The 17162-nt window shown below is 46.6% G+C and carries 18 protein-coding genes; 11 read left to right on the forward strand and 7 right to left on the reverse strand.

The genetic code is table 11. The annotated features are described in order from the left end of the window. The first annotated feature begins 538 nt into the window (after positions 1-538). Complete coding sequence (gene msrA / locus BG32_RS05220) at positions 539-1240, forward strand: peptide-methionine (S)-S-oxide reductase MsrA (protein ID WP_121526517.1); 702 nt, start codon at positions 539-541, stop codon at positions 1238-1240. A 673-nt stretch (positions 1241-1913) separates the two neighbouring features. Here the strand turns inward: msrA and pncA are convergent. Genes pncA through BG32_RS05240 form a run of 3 tightly spaced genes read right to left on the reverse strand, consistent with a single transcriptional unit; the run spans position 1914 to position 4453 of the window. Further along, positions 1914-2522 carry a bifunctional nicotinamidase/pyrazinamidase gene (gene pncA, locus BG32_RS05230; RefSeq protein WP_121510261.1) on the reverse strand — a complete coding sequence of 203 codons (609 nt, stop codon included), beginning with the start codon at positions 2520-2522 and terminating at the stop codon, positions 1914-1916. A gap of 24 nt (positions 2523-2546) precedes the next feature. Then, a complete protein-coding gene (locus tag BG32_RS05235; protein ID WP_259459534.1) occupies positions 2547-3560 on the reverse strand; it encodes a glycoside hydrolase family 10 protein in 1014 nt (337 codons plus the stop codon). A gap of 41 nt (positions 3561-3601) precedes the next feature. Next, a complete protein-coding gene (locus BG32_RS05240) occupies positions 3602-4453 on the reverse strand; it encodes a DUF4438 domain-containing protein (protein WP_014731295.1) in 852 nt (283 codons plus the stop codon). 108 nt (positions 4454-4561) lie between these two features. On the opposite strand from BG32_RS05240, the gene ylqF reads away from it, so the two are divergent. Then, entirely contained in the window at positions 4562-5398 is an 837-nt protein-coding gene (gene ylqF / locus BG32_RS05245) for a ribosome biogenesis GTPase YlqF (protein ID WP_121510263.1), read from the forward strand. On the opposite strand, the gene BG32_RS05250 is transcribed toward ylqF, so the two are convergent. Then, entirely contained in the window at positions 5368-6603 is a 1236-nt protein-coding gene (locus tag BG32_RS05250; RefSeq protein WP_121510264.1) for a radical SAM protein, read from the reverse strand. The two genes, ylqF and BG32_RS05250, sit on opposite strands and share 31 nt — an antisense overlap. Positions 6604-6693: 90 nt before the next feature. On the opposite strand from BG32_RS05250, the gene BG32_RS05255 reads away from it, so the two are divergent. After that, a complete protein-coding gene (locus BG32_RS05255; RefSeq protein WP_121526519.1) occupies positions 6694-8040 on the forward strand; it encodes an FAD-dependent oxidoreductase in 1347 nt (448 codons plus the stop codon). Positions 8041-8099: 59 nt separating this feature from the next. Here the strand turns inward: BG32_RS05255 and gpmA are convergent, their stop codons facing one another. From gpmA to BG32_RS05270, 3 genes are all read right to left on the reverse strand, one after another. Further along, the gene (gene gpmA / locus BG32_RS05260) at positions 8100-8846 is read right to left on the reverse strand and encodes a 2,3-diphosphoglycerate-dependent phosphoglycerate mutase (protein WP_121526520.1); all 747 of its coding nucleotides are present in this window, start codon (positions 8844-8846) and stop codon (positions 8100-8102) included. 97 nt (positions 8847-8943) lie between these two features. Further along, positions 8944-9765 carry an aminoglycoside N(3)-acetyltransferase gene (locus tag BG32_RS05265; RefSeq protein ID WP_014731296.1) on the reverse strand — a complete coding sequence of 274 codons (822 nt, stop codon included), beginning with the start codon at positions 9763-9765 and terminating at the stop codon, positions 8944-8946. A 35-nt stretch (positions 9766-9800) separates the two neighbouring features. Then, complete coding sequence (locus BG32_RS05270; RefSeq protein ID WP_236609133.1) at positions 9801-10196, reverse strand: hypothetical protein; 396 nt, start codon at positions 10194-10196, stop codon at positions 9801-9803. Between the two features lie 277 nt (positions 10197-10473). Between BG32_RS05270 and BG32_RS05275 the strand changes: the two genes are divergently transcribed. The 8 genes from BG32_RS05275 to aroC form a co-directional block, all read left to right on the forward strand. Then, on the forward strand, positions 10474-11100 hold the full coding sequence (locus tag BG32_RS05275; RefSeq protein WP_099773092.1) for an NAD(P)-dependent oxidoreductase: 627 nt from the start codon (positions 10474-10476) through the stop codon (positions 11098-11100). A 12-nt stretch (positions 11101-11112) separates the two neighbouring features. Next, positions 11113-11724, forward strand: coding sequence for a TMEM175 family protein (locus tag BG32_RS05280; RefSeq protein WP_121526521.1), 612 nt, complete (start codon positions 11113-11115; stop codon positions 11722-11724). Positions 11725-11774: 50 nt separating this feature from the next. Then, positions 11775-12131, forward strand: coding sequence for a DUF4345 family protein (locus BG32_RS05285; RefSeq protein WP_121526522.1), 357 nt, complete (start codon positions 11775-11777; stop codon positions 12129-12131). 86 nt (positions 12132-12217) lie between these two features. Beyond that, the gene (locus BG32_RS05290) at positions 12218-12934 is read left to right on the forward strand and encodes a GNAT family N-acetyltransferase (RefSeq protein ID WP_121526523.1); all 717 of its coding nucleotides are present in this window, start codon (positions 12218-12220) and stop codon (positions 12932-12934) included. 361 nt (positions 12935-13295) lie between these two features. After that, positions 13296-14312 (forward strand): 3-deoxy-7-phosphoheptulonate synthase, encoded by a 1017-nt coding sequence (aroF, locus tag BG32_RS05295; protein ID WP_006488399.1) that lies wholly within the window; start codon positions 13296-13298, stop codon positions 14310-14312. Positions 14313-14329: 17 nt separating this feature from the next. Beyond that, positions 14330-15589 (forward strand): 3-phosphoshikimate 1-carboxyvinyltransferase, encoded by a 1260-nt coding sequence (aroA, locus tag BG32_RS05300; RefSeq protein WP_121526524.1) that lies wholly within the window; start codon positions 14330-14332, stop codon positions 15587-15589. Continuing rightward, positions 15586-16368 carry a shikimate dehydrogenase gene (locus BG32_RS05305; protein WP_121526525.1) on the forward strand — a complete coding sequence of 261 codons (783 nt, stop codon included), beginning with the start codon at positions 15586-15588 and terminating at the stop codon, positions 16366-16368. The genes aroA and BG32_RS05305 overlap by 4 nt, the downstream gene beginning before the upstream one ends. Then, positions 16365-17162, forward strand: a 798-nt coding sequence (gene aroC / locus BG32_RS05310; protein WP_121526526.1) for a chorismate synthase, incomplete at its 3' end; no start/stop codon positions are given. The genes BG32_RS05305 and aroC, both read left to right, overlap by 4 nt.

The following is a 17162-nucleotide window of genomic DNA, read 5'->3' on the forward strand; positions in this document are numbered from 1 at the left end:
ACAAAGCTCCTGGTCGGAATCTGGATGCTCTTGCTTCGCGGCTCTCCTCGGCGAACAGAGAACCTCTCAACGGTCAACCAGTTTCTCTTGCTTTTCCTACCACGAACCGCGACCCCCAACCACGGTTTCTCCAAAACCCAGATCCCGAAACAAGTTCGGGATGACAGCGAGTGATTATTCCGAAAAGGATAGATTCCGTCATTCCGACAAAGCTCCAGGTCGGAATCCGGATGCTCTTGCTTCACGATTTGACGAAGAACGAAGAACAGATCCTCGCTCTGGAACGAAGTACAAGTTTTTTATTCGGAGAACGGAGAACTGCTCAACGGTCAACCAGTTTCTCTTGCTCTTCCTACCACGAACCCGCAACCCCCAACCCCGGTCTTTCCAGCTTCCCTTCGTCTCTTAGCAATCGGCCAGCGGCTCTTCTCGTGAACGGTGAACAGCCCGACGGATAACCCATGCCTTGAACTTGTAACCATTCTAAATAGTCATAAGAAGACCGATAATATTTGTCTAGAATTACATGGAGGTATTTATGAAAAGGATTGTCACAATAATGTTTTTACTCGCATTGATAGGAGTGTTTACTATGGCCAGTACTGAAATACCAGTAGTTGATGCTAATTTGCCAGAGAATCTAGAAACCGCGACCTTCGGATTAGGCTGTTTCTGGGGTTCTGAAGCGGTATTTGGAGGGATAAGCGGAGTATATAGGACCAGCGTTGGATACGCAGGAGGCACGAAGGTTAATCCAAGCTACTATTCTCTTGGAGACCACACTGAGGTAGTTCAGATACAGTTTGATTCTTCAGTAATCTCCTATGAAGAACTTTTGGAGCTTTTTTGGCTTTCTCACAACCCTTATGTGAATTACAAGATTCAGTATATGTCTCTCATTCTCTATCACAATGAACAACAGAAAGAGACCGCTGAAATGTTCATTGATTCGAAGGAGAACGAAACCGGCAGGAAGGCGGCCACAGAAGTCTCGCGGATGACCGAGTTCTACAGAGCCGAGGATTACCATCTCAAGTTTTACCTCCAGAGAGATAAGGAGATTCTAAACGATCTTCTAAGATATTACGAAGACATCTTCGCTTTGAACGATTCAACTGTGGCCGCGAGGCTCAACTCTCTTCTGGCAGGCAAGGGAGACCGAGATCTCATGAAAAACGAGTACGAAGGCTACGGTCTCCAGGATATAGCTCTCGAAAAGGTGAGAAAGATGCTCTATTAGAGAGAAAAGAGTTTCGGAAAAAACCAAGTTAGAGCCTGGTCTGGATTAAGGGGTAAGAGAGAGAAGTAGATAAAACTCATTATCGAGAGTGTGACTTCAATATACGAGACTTGATAAAAGTTGTCTGTCAACGGTCTACGGTCATCAGCGAGAGCTGGGAGTAATGTTGTTGTGATTAGACGCAAGGCGCCGAAAAGCATCGGCCACGCAAGGTCGACTCCGCAGGGAAGTGATGCACTTATAGAACATTGGACGCAATGCCGGCAAAGATCGTGCCGGGACGCAATGCACTGAGGAGCATCAGTGGACGCAAGGCTGGGCAAGAACTGCCCAGGTCGCAATGCCCGCTTCACGGGGAAAGAGCGGATGAACGCTGCTAAAAACCACGTTATCCGTCAACGGTCCTTCGTACCTACCGAGAAGATCAAATCCAGATCCCGAAACAAGTTCGGGATGACAGAGTGAGGAGCTTCCGAAAGTCGATGTTTGGATAACTTCCTAAGTTGCAGCAAAACCTTGAACTGGTGACCCGGTTTTGTTCACGAAACCCCAGACTCGAGACGAGACCCGTCTTGTTAGGTCTTTTTACTTGCAACTTGGAACTTGCATCTTGCAACTGATTTTTCGCTCTTTCCAACCCCCTACCTGCTACCCCCAACCCCGGTCTTACAACTCATCTCTCAATCAATTCCACTCCCGCGTTCCTGAATTCCTCTAGTGTTCTCTGAACATCGCCCTGGTTAGCCTCAACCCCTTTTGTTCCGTTCATTATTACGTTTATCTTCAAGCCTGCCAGGAGGGCATCGTGAACGGTATATTTTAGGCAGTAGTCAAGAGCAAGCCCGCAAATGTCCAGTTCCTCGATTCCAAGTGCCTTGAGAAGTCCGTCGGTTCCAAGCTGTGTTCCATCGTTCTCTCTGAAAATCGAGTAGCTGTCGACGTGGGGGTGAGTCCCCTTTCTTACTATATAGTCGAAGCGCCAACTCTCTATGTCTTGATGAAACTCTGCTCCATGACTTCCCTGTTGACAGTGAACAGGCCACAAAACGGGGCCGATCCCTTTTCCGTTGTCAAACGGTGTAAAAGGGTCTTTCCCATGATTGACCGCAAAGCTCATGTGATTCGACGGATGCCAGTCCTGGCTCGCAACTATCACCTTGTACACGGGGTCTTTCATTGTTCTGTTTACCACTGTGTTGATCTTGCTCGCATCGTTTACGGGCAGTGCGCCGGTTTCATAGAAGTCGTTCTGAACATCTACGACTAGCAGTGCTTTACGCATTTCAATCGCCTCACTTTCAAATTTCTAAAGCGCCCTTAACTTTTTGCGAAGTTCTTCATCAACTGAGCCAAGGGCGAAAAGCGTGATGTCGTCCGGTCTTAGCTTCTGAACCCTCTTGATCAGTTCAGCGAACTCGTCCCATCGACCTGTGTAATTGAAAGCTCCAAGTCCGATTCTAATATCTTTCAGCGATCCATGAAGACTGCGGATCTTCTCTATCCTGGTGATCACTTCATCCGGTTCCTTTCCATATGCCATAACGACGGCCGAATCAATCAACCCGCTCTTCAACCACTCTTTCCAGGGTTGCAGACGCTCACTTACAGCTCTTTCTGAATAATCATCGTAGACCGCACAGGATAACTTTTTCCCTTTGGCTCTTACGACTTCGGAGATCATCGAGACCTGTCTCGTGATGGAATAGATTCTGAAGCGAAAGAAGGTGTCCTTACTTTCGATAAGTTCCTCTCGATTGAGCCACTTTCTGTATTCAGCGAGAGCAAGCGGATTGTAGCCGAAGCTCTTGAATGGGTACCTTATGAAGTCAAGATGAACCTCTTCCACATCGTAATTTGAAATTTCCGAAGCAATTTGGGCAGTGAATTCTCTCACATCTGGGATACCGGGATCTATGTACGGCCCGAATACTTCTTCTAAATTGCTAGATGAACACTCAAGCATAGAATTGCCGCTCTCGTCTACGGTGATCCATTCCGGTCTCCTGTTCAATACATGCTTTTCGGAAAGGGGTCTTTGCTTTCCAAAACCCCAAACAAGGTTAACGTTCATCCATGCCGAAATCTTGAACTCCCTTCCGCAAGCCTTTTCTATGGTCATCTGAAGTGCATCAAAGTCTTGAACTAATTCTTCGGCGGGAGGGAGCATATTTGAGGAGTAGTAAGAATCGGCGCGATTAACAACCTGTATGTAAGCCCTGAAGGCATTAATCCTGTCTAGCTTTTCGATCATTCTGCTCAGAGATTCCCGAGATACGAGTTCCTTGCTAGGAACCCACACTTCCGGTCTGAATCCGCTCATCTTCTCCTCCATTCAATATGTCGGCAATTCTGTCCAGACTATCAGATGAAGTCGATCACGTTAGATTTTTCGCTTATTTCCGGGATTATTATGCCCTTGCCGTCCGCCATTACTACCGTTACGCCGGGGCCGTGACCGGTAATTATACAGTCTCCGTGCACAACTACTCCGATAGTAACGGAGCCCTCCATATAACCTCCAAGTCCGAAAGAATCGTTGTGGTTCTCAAGGGCTACAAAATCGCCTATTCTTAGCCTGTCGAGACCGACTTTCTTTATGAGTGCCCTGTCATTTGTAATGATGTCGTAGTCTCCGCCGGAAGGATCTCCCGATCCTGAGCCGGAACCCATGAGATAGCCCGGTACTATTGCCCTAACTGGAAAGTGGATCTTTCCATCTCCTTCTCCAACGGGAATTCTATCGAGAAGTTCTGGATCGATATTGTAAACCCTTATCGAAGGATAGTCCTCAAGCACCAATCCTTGGCCGAATCCGACAACCTGTATCTTGTCTCCAATCGCCATCTTCTTCTTTATGTCTTCTTTGAAGTGAATCAAGACATGATTTATGCCGCCATGTTTGCCTATTACTATTCCCTTCTCCCCTTTTGCATCTCCGCTGATCAAAGTGGCCGAATTGCCGATACAGGAATAGCCGACATATGCCGCGTTTTTGTCGTTGTCCGGGTTCTTCGTAGAAACATCCGGTTCAACATGGTCGCCCACCATCTTGAATGCGCTGTCCCCAAGAGCGAAGTTATAGGTTATTCCACCAGTGCCGGGAAAGAGTCTGGGAGTCCCATCGACTTCCAGTCTGAAGGGGCTTCTCCTCAAGGGATGGGCAACTTCTCCGCTTACCGAGATCTTCACTACAGAAGCTTTGTTTGTACGCAATGTACTTTCCTCCATTCAATCGTTGTGTTGTTTTGAAGTACATATATATTATATCAACCCGATAACGCTTGTCCGAACCGTGATATAATCCACGCTGGAGGTTATAAGATGTTTTATCCGGGACATATACAGAAGGCAAAAAGACAGATTCAGAATTACATAAAATCGGTTGATGGAATAGTCGAGCTGCTCGATGCGAGAATCCCTCTTTCGAGCAGAGCCTATGAAGCAGAGAAATTGTTTCAAAAGAAACAGCGCATTGTCGTTCTAAACAAATCCGATCTCGCCGATCCGAAGATCACTTCGATGTGGAGAGACTATTTCAAGTCAGAGGGAAGTGACGTTGTCGAAGCCTCGCTGAGATCGACCGACGCAAAGCAGTTCATTATAAGAGAAATAGTACCGTTATTGAAAAGCAGATTCTACGAAAAGAGATTCATGGTTGTAGGAATGCCCAACGTTGGGAAGTCGACATTTATCAACAGACTCAAAGGCAAGAAATCACTGGCCGTTGGAAATAGGCCGGGAATAACTCGAGGGGTCCAGTGGATAAACGTCTCGGAGAGTATAGCAGTTCTCGACACGCCGGGGATACTATATTCAGATCTCCGATCTCCACACATAACTACGAAGCTTCTTGCGGTTGGTTCCCTACCGTACGAGAAGTTTGACCCTCTTGACGCCTTCGAAAGGGTGCTTGCCCTAATTGTCGAGAGGTATGGGAAAGGTCTCCTCGAGGATTACCTCGGTGAGGAATTCTCCAATCAAGAAGAGTTTGTCGAGAAGTTCTGCAGAAGAAGAAACTATCTTGCCAAACAGGGGGCGCTCGACACTACCAGAGGAGCCCACACTTTTCTCAGGGAGGTCGCTGCCGGGAAGGCAGGCAGACTCTCTTTCGAAGATCCTGAAAGCTTTTACACCAGTGATTCGCCAGAAGCGGAGTGATTTCTCGCTTTGTTTCTCAAATCGCTCCATATGCGATCAATGAAGCTATAGGTCAGCCACTCTTCTACTATGTGCAGTTTTCTCGTGCCGATTCTGGTTGGTTTGACGATGCCCTCCTCTCTTTGGAAATATCCCCTTGCTATTGCGGAGTGAAGGAGATATCTCATCCTCACCGGAAGCCTTCCGAAGTGTTCTTCAAGACGGCGGAGATCTAGTTGACCACCGTAAAGTGCCCAGAAAGAGTAATAAAGAATCGCTGAAAACTTCACCATTTTGATTGTCTTACTGACAGGAAGCTTTCCAGAATCGAGAAATGAGTAGTATTCATCGAGCGAAAAGGTGTTGGTTCGAAACTCCTTTCCATTAAAGGAAGAAGCGCTCGTGCCAATTCCCATAAAGAACTCGCGTGAAACAGAGCTGTATTTTCTTCCTTCGTTTCTCTTCTTGAAGGTCCAGAGTGAGTCCCTAATATAACCTTTTGAGAGAGCGACGTTTTCCAGTTCTTCCAGAATCTCGAGTTCCTTCTCGGGATCGTTCTTAGTGTTTTTGTACGCCGTATCTGCGAAACGCATCATTGGATAGACTGATACCTGTTCCGGGCCGTAAGAAATAGCCGTCTCAAGATCCTCTACGATTCTTCTCCGCGCAAGCTGGTAATCGAAGATCAAGTCAACGTCAACAAAGTCAAAGCCCGCCGAAGTAGTCGCGGCTATCGAATTCAGCGAAACGACGGAATCCTGTCTCCTTCGCCCCATCGAGTTCAAAGTGAAATCGTCGAAGGATTGGATCCCGAGACTAACGAAGTTAACGCCAGTCTCTCTTATTTCCTCAAGCCTCTTGCTGGAGACATCTGCCGGGTGGATTTCAAGAGCGATTTCGCCATCAGTCATTTCCCTGAAATGGGAGACGACTCCCTTTAGAAGGTCCAGGTCATAAGAAGGTGTCCCGCCCCCTATGTATATGGAACTGAATTGTCCAACTCTCTGTAGTTCGGATTCGCGCTTCAAAGCCGTCAAGTATTTGTTTGTCAGTTTAGAGTCGTATTTGATTTTGTTGTAGGGGCAGAAGCTGCAAAACTCCGGGCAAAATGGCACGTGAATATACAGCCCTGGAGATGAATCGAAGGCCATCGGGCCACTACCATCCACGTTTTGTATTCTGAACAGCTTTTTTCCAAGTTCCATGACTCTTTCGGCCAGACCCATTTTTCGCCCTCCCGCTCCATTCTAGTACGTAAAGTGTGTTAATATAATATATGTTCTGAGCATATATCTTATCCTATCTGGAGGTGTTACATGAAAAAGGACGTAGTAATAGTGGGAGGAGGTCCCGCCGGAATCGTCACGGCGACGACGGCAAAGAAGACCTATCCCGACAAGAGCATTGTGGTTATTAGAAGGGAACGTGAAGGAGTAGTCCCCTGTGGAATTCCCTACATATTCCATACTCTTCCGACTGTAGATGCCAATACCATGCCTATTAAAGGCGCTGAGGATCTGGGAATCGATTTTATTTTCGATGAAGTTGATGAGATCAGCACTGATTCCAAAATGGTTAAGCTCTCCGGTGGGGAGTCTATCGAATATGAGAAGCTGGTTATCGCCACTGGTTCACAACCGATATTTCCTCCAATAAAGGGCAGCAAGCTTCCTGGTGTCTTTACCATAGCCAAGGACAAAGAGTATCTGAAGAGTGTATACGCTGCCGCCAAATCGGCGAAGAAAGTAGTGGTTGTTGGTGGAGGTTTTATAGGAGTTGAGGTTTCAGACGAGATCCTCTCCGACGGCAAAGAAGTCTATCTGGTCGAGGCCGTTGACCAGATATTGATGGCGGCCTTTGACAAGGAATTCGGAACCATGGTAAGCGAAAGACTTGAAAAGAAAGGCACGAAACTGCGCACCGGGATGAAGCTGTGTGAGATCAAAGGAGAAGACAAGGTCTCCGGAGTCGTACTTGACAATGGTGAAGAGATCGAAGCAGATATGGTGATACTTTCAATAGGGTACAGGCCGAACGTGAAGCTTCTGGAGAACATCCCCGTTCACAGGGGTATAACCGGTGGAATCTGGGCCGATGAATACATGAGAACCAGTGTTCAAGACGTCTTTGCAGCCGGTGACTGCGTCGAACACAAGTGCTTCTTCACGAGAAAGCCCAGTAGACTGATGCTGGCCTCCACAGCTGCTTTTGAGGCAAGAGTGGCTGGTTCGAATCTTTTCAGCCTAAAGATGGTAAGGGAGAATCACGGAAATCTTGGAGTGTTCTCCACTTCGGTGGCCGGGCTTACGGTCGCTGCTGCAGGTCTTACTGAGTGTACAGCAAAGATGGAGAATTTTGATTACGTGGTCGGGGTTGCAAAGGGAATAGACAGACATCCCGGTTCGCTTCCCGACAAGTCGGAAATCTTTGTCAAGATGGTCTTCTCCAAGGAGAGCGGGATTCTTCTTGGAGCCCAGATGGCAGGCGGAAAGAGTGTCGGAGAAATGATCAATATTATCGGGCTAGGTTTGCAGAAAGGAATAACCGTGAACGATTTCCTCACGATGCAAATCGGTTCCCATCCACTACTCACGGCTGCCCCTACTAGCTATCCGTTAACTTTAGCGGCTGAAAATGCTCTAATGAATTTGAGAAAGGAATAAGAAACACTACAAATAGAAGAAGCTACCTTTAGGGTAGCTTCTTTTTATCTTGAAGGATATCACTTTGCTTTCCCCTGATTAGCGACGGCCTGTTGTGCCTTTGCAATCTCTTCGGGGTCGCCCAGATAATAGTGCTTTATTGGTTTTAGATCGTCATCCAGTTCATAGACTAAAGGTATTCCGGTCGGAATGTTCAATCCTACGATCTCCTCGTCTGGGATATTGTCCAGATACTTGACAAGTGCCCTAAGGCTATTTCCGTGGGCAACTATCAGCACTTTCTTTCCAGACTTTATCTGTGTGGATATCTCATTTTTCCAAAGTGGCAGGAATCTTGCCACTGTGTCCTTAAGACATTCGGTTCTGGGGAGTTCCTCGTCTGAAAGAGACCGGTATTTCGGGTCGTGACCTGGAAATCTCTCGTCACTCTCTTCGAGCGCAGGCGGCCGAATATCATAGCTCCTCCTCCAGATCTTCACCTGTTCTTCGCCGTGTTTTGCGGCGGTCTCAGCTTTGTTAAGGCCCTGGAGGGCTCCATAGTGTCTCTCGTTCAGTCTCCAGTCCTTGATCACCGGAATCCACATGAGATCCATTTCGTCCATTATGTACCAAAGGGTTCTTATTGCCCTCTTCAGAACTGAAGTGTAGGCAAGATCGAAATCGTATCCATCGGCCTTCAGCACCTTCCCCGCATTCTCTGCTTCCTCTCTTCCCTTTTCGGAGAGATCAACATCGGTCCAGCCGGTGAAACGGTTCTCTTTGTTCCATGTGCTTTCTCCGTGTCTTACCAGTACGAGTTTGGTCATCTTTCTCCTCCTTCCTTATATCTCCTACATTATAAACTATTCTTCAAACTGAGGTAGATCGGTCCATCTTTTGAAAAAAAATCAATAGTTCGCGGTCTTATTTCCTGTTCTTTGTCATCCATTCGACCGCGAAATCTACCAGTTCTACTTGGGGAATTAAGACTGCTTTTCCATATCCAACCACTCCCCTATTGACAGTTGTTGGGAAGGCTTCTTCGAAAGTTTTTCCTATCGTTTCAAAGTCTTCCGTTTCAAGCTCATAGTCGATGAACTCTCTCCAGACTCTCTTTCCGTTTTCAATTATAGGGGCTCCATCTTTGCAAAGTTTTCTCGATGGAAAATCGGCGCGGTACTCTGCAAGATGTAAAGAGCTGTTATTCCGATGGCTCACCCCCAGGAGCAATATGTAAGCATTGAGATCATACAATCTGGCCAGAGGCGATCCCTCTCCCATTCCAAACTCCAGTTCGTGGTTATCTACTATGTAAGAGGCTCTCTTGCCTCTCGCAACGAAAGAAACCTGGGGGTGATCGCTCCTGATGACACCCTTCATCTTTCTAAAGGTCTCGGGGATTACACCCATTCCTCTGGTGGGGGTTTCGACCCTGTTGAAGGGAGGCATTGTCCTTCTAATTGGGTCGAACCAGCTCTCTGGAACAGGGGGATTTGTCCAGTTAGATGGCTCGCTTAGATCTCCGGAATGAGCCGGCATAACAAGAGTTCCATCCTCGTCTAGAATTGTTTCAAGTGCCTTTACTACGGCAACAGCACCGCCACAGACCCAGCCCAGTCTGCTCAGGGAAGAATGTACTAGCAATACCATTCCCCTTTTGACTCCAAGTTGTTTAAGACTGGAGATAAGACTCTTCGTAGTTACCGGCCCGTTATTGCTCAGCTTCACTGCTTCTGCTTCACTCATTTACTACTCCCGAAAATCGATCACAATGAACTTCATCATTTCGCGATCAACCATTTTATTTCAATCTCGGCGCTTCTCCTGTCTGCGGAAGAGTCCTCAAAAATGACCTTCAGATTGTATTCACCATCGCCTTCAAAGATCAATTCATTTTTCGTTTCTTCCCAATCATCGGCGAGACTGGCGACTTCTTTCCCGTCCCTTTCCACTACCAGATATGCGTTGTTGCCGATCATAACTTTTTTGTCCATTCGCGCTATAAGCTGCTGACCCGGCCTGAGTGAGACGGTGGCAAAGCTGTTTCCCGAATCTCTGGCATAGAGTGTCTTACTCTCGTAGCCGTCGAATCCAGCCAGGCAGAGTGTCAAGATCACAAGCCCGATTATTCCCAGAATTGTAAAAAAACGACCTACATCGATAAGGGTCAAAGTCATTACCTCCGTAGTAGCCTGTATTAGATAAATTATAACCGAATTAATCCGAGATGTCGTTCTTAGAACCGCTGATAGAGCAGAAATTTGAGACTGTAATCACGTCTAATTAGGACGATTTCAGTCGATGTATAATTGAAAGGATAATTATGAGCCTCATGTCTAGAATTAATGGCTTTCCGTTTTCAAATATTAGATTCGCATTCACTATATCCATTTGGTTTTGGACATGAGAGACTATATTATTGTTATAGAGATAGTTGAAAGGGGGTAAACTGCCTTGAAGATAATTATCTTTGGTGGTACCGGAAGAGTGGGGAGGGTCATTCTAGATAGGGCCTTAGGCGAAAATCATATAGTCACAGTCTTCGTTGGAGACGTTTCAAAGTTGACCGTAAGAAAAGAGAATCTTAGGATCTTCCAGGGGGACGTCTTCAACAGTCAGAGTGTAAGGGACGCAATAAGAGGTCAGGATGCCATAATCAGTGCCCTCGGTCCAGACAATTCGGGCAGTGTCAACGATACCCTGGCAGTAGCTATGAGAAATATTGTCAGTGGTGCAAGAGAAACCGAGGTAAACAAGATAGTCACGATCGCGAATTCCGGGATTCTTCAGCTTTCCCCTAGAGAGCTAAGGCTCGATTCTCCCAACTATCCTCAGTACCTGAAAAAATCTTCAAGAGAATTTCTGGACGCGTTCGAAATCCTCAAGACTTCTGAACTGGATTGGGTTGTCGTATGTCCTCCATTCATGACTTTTTCGGAGGGCAACCAGAGTTACAGGGTTTCTGCCGATTTCCTTCCAGAAAATGGAGTGAAGATTTCGGTTCAGGATGTCGCTGAATTTGCCTTCAAACAGTTGTTCACCTCTGAGTACTCTCAGAAGAGAGTTGGAATAGCCTATTAGAATGGAGTTATCTTGAAAAGAGAAAGCCCCGGTTCGGAAATACGTATTAACAGGCTGGAGGCACTTACCGATGGTGTTTTTGCCATTGCCATGACTATTCTCGTCCTATCACTCGAAGTACCAAACAGAAGTCAGGTCACGAGCCAAAGCGAACTTGTTCAGAACATCATGAGCAAGGGTTATCAGTTTTTGAGCTACTTCATATCCTTCTTCGTTATTGGATCGATCTGGATCTCGACTATAAGGAGAACACACATTCTGAATAAGACCGATTACAAACACCTTTGGCTCAACATGCTCAATCTCTTTTTCGTCACAACGATTCCTTTCACTACATCCCTTTTGGGAGATTACGGCGAGTATGAATTTGCAGAGGTGCTCTTCCACTTAGATATCTTGATACTTGAGACAATCGCTCTAGTTCAGTGGCAGTATCTGATGAATAACAAGGATCTGATCCGTGAAGATGCAATAGATGATTCAAATTTAATCTACTATAGAAAAGTCTATATCTTTCATGTAATTGTTCCTTTGCTCGGTATTGCGGTCTCGGTGTTTACTCCCGTTTGGAGCAACCTTGTCTATCTCGTCATATTTTTCAGGGTGTTCTTTATCCGCAGGTAATACTACGGAACATAAATAATTGCTAGAATATATCCATAATCTAGGGGGCGATGAAAATAGCTTTCACCATTATTCGTTTTATAGTTGCGGTTCTAACTGCCGTAACCGGTGTGTATATAGTATTGAGACCTGAATCCTACGCAAAACTTGCCGAGTTTTCGACCGGCAATTCAAGAGGGAGAACCGAGGTAAAGACTATTATGGGGGGAACCTTTATAGGGCTGGGAGTGGCTCCAATAATTCTCCTTGGCTCAACGATTGCCTTCATTTTTCTGGGAATAGTTTATTTGTTCATCGCTGCAACACGGATTTTATCAATGTTTGTGGACAAGTCATTCACGTTCACCAATTTAATTATCCTTCTTGTTGAAATGGCTTTTGGTCTAATTATGGTGATTCGTGTATGAACTTATAAAAACCGACTTAGGTCGGTTTTTTTATGCAAAGAATCCCTACCCTTGTGAGCTCGACTGAAGAAATGGAGGAAAAGAAATTGAGAGAGGAAGATCTGAAAAGGGCAATAATTGAAGCATGGTCAAAACGATTGGGTTTTTCATCCGATAGATTTTTTCTTGGAACGTATTTCTTTTTTCCCGATGAGAGCAAGAGAGGAAAGGGCGGGATCGAGCAACTGAGCTTTGAAAGGCAGACAGTCATCTTATACGATCCCTTGCTAGAAGATGTTTTCAAGTCTATAGAAACCCAGGATGAGAATCCCGGCGATTATTTGGCCGATTTGATTCGAGACTCGTTTCTTCTTTTGAAGAAGACTTCCATCAAATATCTCAATCCTTCAAATTACGTTCCTTTTTACCCGCCCGCCGAGTTCAGTGTAAGAAGGCTCAATCAAGGGGACAGAACGGCATTCTATCGCTTCAGAAACCAGTGCACCAGGGAGGATCTGGCCGAGGGGTTTGTAGAGCTTGATCATGTTGCCGTTTTCGGAGCCCTGTACGAAGACGAAATCGTTGCGGTTTCCAGCATAATTGTCTGGGATGAAATTGCAGATATCGGTATAATTACGATGCCTGATTTCAGAGAGCTCGGTCTGGGCAAGGCTCTTGGTTCTAGAGCAAGCGAGTGGGCTGTCATAAACAAAAAATTGATTCAGTACAGGCATAACGTCTTGAACTATGGATCGCTTAAGGTTTCTCGCGCTCTGGGGTTTAGAGAGTACATTGTAGATCAGGAATACTCATACAAAGGTTAGATTTTCTTGGGTGAAAGATAGAAGTGACAGGGGCTCTTCCGGTGAGTGATCATCTGTCCTTGATATTGTAACCTGTAAGTCAGAACTTCTTCTAATTAGAGATCGAATTGTAGCTTTAGGATTTGACACGGTAGAAGACAAAAGTGTAGAATCCTTTCATACCAGCGGGGAGTTGAGTAAATGATAGACTTCAGGTTTTCCTGGATAAATGCATATTCTTATTATTATAACAACAGAAGCATTTGCTTGTGAGTGATTAACTCCGGGTAAGTGCTTCTTGCATTTACTCCGGATGAAAGATACGAAAGGGTCTCCAATCCGGAGACCCTTTTCTTTTTCAACAGGAATGCGGGGTGGTGAGATGGTAGTCGTTCTTAAGAGAGGTACCGGCGAAGAGGAGATTAAGCAAGTGGAGTCTCTTTCTGAGAGTCTGAATCTCAGCTGTCATGTTTCCAGAGGATTGGAAAGAGTGGTAATAGGTGTGATTGGAGACGACCGATATATGTCGGTGGAACGCTTTGAGGCTCTTGAATGTGTTGAGCAGGTTGTACGTGTTCTTAAGCCTTTCAAGCTCGTATCGAGAGAGTTTCACAGTGAAGATATCTCAGTGGAGATCGGGGATTTGTCTGTTGGAGAAGGCAAGTTCATAGTCATGGCCGGTCCATGCGCGATTGAAGATCGACCTATGATGGAAGAGAGCGCAGCCTTTCTTTCGGAAATGGGAGTTAGGGTAATTAGAGGGGGAGCCTTCAAGCCGAGGACTTCCCCATACTCTTTTCAAGGTCTCGGAGAGATTGGCTTGAGATACTTGAGAGAGGCCGCAGATCATTATGGCCTCAAGACGGTGACCGAAGTAACTGGCGAAGGGACGCTTGAAGCCGTGAGTGAAATGAGCGACATACTGCAAATTGGCGCGAGAAACTCGCAGAACTTTCAGCTTATACAGAAAGTGGCCGAAAAGAGAAAGCCTATTCTTCTGAAGAAGGGCTTCATGAATACGGTCGAAGAGCTTCTCCTTTCAGCAGAGTACATTGCATCGAGGGGAAACATGTCGATAATCCTTTGTGAAAGGGGAATCAGAACCTTTGAGACGGCCACGCGGAACACGCTGGACATCTCTGCCGTACCTCTAATAAAGCTGCAATCGCCTCTGCCGGTCATCGTGGATCCGAGCCACGCCTCGGGGAGAAGAGACTTGATAATACCACTTTCCAGAGCAGCTCTGGCTGTCGGGGCAAATGGTATCGAAGTAGAGGTTCACCCAAGGCCGGAGAAGGCTCTTTCGGACAGCAAACAGAGTCTCAGTTTCGGCGAATTTGAAAAGCTTATGAATAGTCTCGAACAGTTGGCCGATGCCACAGAGCTTTCGCTCACTTGATAGGTTGGGAGGAAAAGATGAGATTATTACCCTCAAAGAAAGTTGTCGGAGAAATTGCTGTACCTCCGGATAAATCGATTTCTCACAGGGCTCTAATGATGTGCTCTATGAGTAGCGGCGTTAGTGTCGTCAACAACCTGCTTGAAAGCGAAGACACTCTGAGGACGTTTAGAATAATCGGCGAACTTGGAGGGAACTTCAGAGGCGGCTTCGACAGAATGGAAATATCTTTGGCGTCGTGGAAAGAATCGTTAAGGCCTCTTGACTGTGGGAATTCCGGGACTACCGCTAGACTGATGGCCGGAGTTCTTTCGGGAAAGGAAGGTTTTCACGTTCTCTTTGGAGATGATTCTCTGTCAGGTAGGCCAATGGAGAGAGTCGTTAGACCCTTGAAAGAGATGGGGGCAAGCATATCGGCCCGCCAGGATTCACTTCTTCCAATGTGTATAACTGGTGGAAAGCTGAGCGGATCTGAGCATTCTCTCTCAGTTGCCAGCGCTCAGGTCAAGAGTGCGATTTTGCTGGCGGGGATTCAAGCGGAAGGTACTACGGCCGTTACTGAGCCACACTGCAGCAGGGACCACACAGAGAGACTACTCCACTCAATGGGTGCCAAAATCACTGTAAGTAATAAGAGAGTTGAAGTAGAAAAGAGCGAGCTTCTACCGATCCGGTTTTCGATTCCCGGGGACGTTTCATCGGCCGCCTTTCCGATAGCTCTGGCGGTTCTTCACGAAAACGGCAAGGTAACTATTAGAGAAGTCGGACTGAATCAAGGTAGGACCGGGTTCTTAAGGCTTCTTATCAAAATGGGTGCAGACATCGAGATGGAGGTTGAAGAGAGCTTGCCAGAACCGGTGGGCACAATCGTAGCCAGATCTTCCCGTCTTATAGGAGTGGAAGTCGGAAGTGATTTGATTCCTTCAATGATTGATGAACTCCCACTGATTGCGCTTGCAGGAGTTTTCGCGGAAGGTACAACGACTGTGAGAGGCGCCGGGGAGCTGAGAAAGAAAGAGTCGGACAGGATATCCGTTACCGTTCAGAACTTCAGAAGAATTGGCGTAGAAATCCTTGAACATGAAGACGGCTTTAGTGTGGAAGGTCCTCAAAGAATAACGGGAGGAAAGGTCGACTCTTATGGTGATCACAGGATTGCGATGCTATTCTCATTAGCCGGACCGCTAAGCAGAGAAGGAGTGGAAGTAACTAACTCGAATGCAGTCAATGTTTCCTTTCCCGGGTTCTTCAAAACACTAGAGGAGGTTTGTCAGTGAAGTTGTGCATAATTGGACATCCAGTTTCCCACAGTTTATCGCCGGCCATTTACGGACGGTTTTTCGAAAGAATGGGCATCGATGCAACTTACGAGGCAGTTGACATTCTTCCAGATGAATTTGCAGAACAGATAACTTCAGTTGCAGAGCATTTCGACGGGTTCAACGTTACTATTCCATTCAAGGAGAAGATTACCGCTCACGTGGTAAGCCAGGTTGAACCTCCGCTTTCGGCAATAAACTGTGTCTTCGAGAGAAGGGGATATAACACGGACTGGGTAGGTTTCGGCAAGCCTTTGCTCGAGAGATCAATAGAGGAGCCCGTAATGATTATTGGAGCAGGGGGTGCTGCGAGGGCAGTGATTTTCTTCTTGAGGAAAGCGGGCGTTAAGAGGATAGAGCTGCTTAACAGAACGCTTTCCAGGGCGGAAAAGATTAAAGAAGAGTTCGAGATACTGGGGCGGTTTGAAATATCTGTCTTTCCATTTGAGTCAATCAGAGAGGTTGCTTCGAGGAGCATGAGCATAGTCAACGCTTCCTCTCTTGGAATGAACGGAGAGGAAACGGGAATCACCTCAAAAGAACTTGCCGGTAAGAGCCTCGTTTACGATTTGATCTACTGGAAGACGCCCTTGATTGAGCTTTCACACAACTGCGGAGTAGAAACAGTTCTTGACGGAAGAGAAATGCTGCTTCACCAGGCTCTCGAGAATCTCAAAATATGGGGTCTGCCTTCAGGCGATGTCTTCGAAAAGACGTTCTGGGAAGTGGTGCGATGAAGTTTACCGTAGCCGGAGACTCTCATGGCAGCGGCGTCTTCGGGGTTATCGAGGAGTTGCCGTCTGGTGTCTCTCTTTCGATCGAAAAGATAGATAGACAGCTTCAACGAAGGCAGAAGGGCTATGGCAGGGGACAGAGGATGAAGGGCGAAGAGGATAGGGCAATCGTGAAGTCGGGTCTTTGGAAGGATCTTACGACTGGTGCCCCTCTTTTGATTGAGATAGAGAACAAGGTTTCCAGTGCCGAGAAGAGCGTGAGAAGCATTCCAAGGCCCGGACATTCCGATTATGCTGCGTGGACTAGATACAAACTGAATGATCTGGCGATTTATGCAGAGCGAAGCAGTGCAAGATGGACTGCAGCCCTTACGGCGATCGGCTCAGTCGCGTCTCAGATTCTTCAAGAGCTTGGAATTAGCTTGTGCAGCTCAGTCATAGCGATCGGAAAGGTCAGCTGTGAACGTCCCACAGGGACAGAATGGATTTCGAGGGATCGTGGATCTCCGGTGTTTTGCCACGACGAAATCGCCTACCGGGAGATGTTGAAGGAGATCGATACGGCAAGCGAGCTTGGGGAAACACTTGGGGGGAAATTTGTTGTAATCGCCGATGGAATACCGGCGGGGACCGGAGGATACGGCAGTCTCTATGAAAGACTTGATTCGAGAATCGGGAAACACTTCATGGCGATTCCCTCAGTTAAGGGTATATTCATTGGAAATCCCGATGTGAGCCTTCGAGGAGGCGAATACCACGATAAGCTTTACATCAAAGACGGGATAGTTTTCAGGCAG

It is taken from the genome of Mesotoga sp. HF07.pep.5.2.highcov, assembly GCF_003666285.1.
Classification (GTDB): Bacteria; Thermotogota; Thermotogae; order Petrotogales; family Kosmotogaceae; genus Mesotoga; species Mesotoga prima.

Excerpts from the sequence above, each read along its gene's own strand:
- msrA (WP_121526517.1), top strand. The coding sequence starts at position 539 with ATGAAAAGGATTGTCACAATAATGTTTTTACTCGCATTGATAGGAGTG.
- pncA (WP_121510261.1), bottom strand. The coding sequence starts at position 2,522 with ATGCGTAAAGCACTGCTAGTCGTAGATGTTCAGAACGACTTCTATGAA.
- BG32_RS05235 (WP_259459534.1), bottom strand. The coding sequence starts at position 3,560 with ATGAGCGGATTCAGACCGGAAGTGTGGGTTCCTAGCAAGGAACTCGTA.
- ylqF (WP_121510263.1), top strand. The coding sequence starts at position 4,562 with ATGTTTTATCCGGGACATATACAGAAGGCAAAAAGACAGATTCAGAAT.
- BG32_RS05250 (WP_121510264.1), bottom strand. The coding sequence starts at position 6,603 with ATGGGTCTGGCCGAAAGAGTCATGGAACTTGGAAAAAAGCTGTTCAGA.
- BG32_RS05255 (WP_121526519.1), top strand. The coding sequence starts at position 6,694 with ATGAAAAAGGACGTAGTAATAGTGGGAGGAGGTCCCGCCGGAATCGTC.
- gpmA (WP_121526520.1), bottom strand. The coding sequence starts at position 8,846 with ATGACCAAACTCGTACTGGTAAGACACGGAGAAAGCACATGGAACAAA.
- BG32_RS05265 (WP_014731296.1), bottom strand. The coding sequence starts at position 9,765 with ATGAGTGAAGCAGAAGCAGTGAAGCTGAGCAATAACGGGCCGGTAACT.
- BG32_RS05270 (WP_236609133.1), bottom strand. The coding sequence starts at position 10,196 with ATGACTTTGACCCTTATCGATGTAGGTCGTTTTTTTACAATTCTGGGA.
- BG32_RS05285 (WP_121526522.1), top strand. The coding sequence starts at position 11,775 with ATGAAAATAGCTTTCACCATTATTCGTTTTATAGTTGCGGTTCTAACT.
- aroF (WP_006488399.1), top strand. The coding sequence starts at position 13,296 with ATGGTAGTCGTTCTTAAGAGAGGTACCGGCGAAGAGGAGATTAAGCAA.
- aroA (WP_121526524.1), top strand. The coding sequence starts at position 14,330 with ATGAGATTATTACCCTCAAAGAAAGTTGTCGGAGAAATTGCTGTACCT.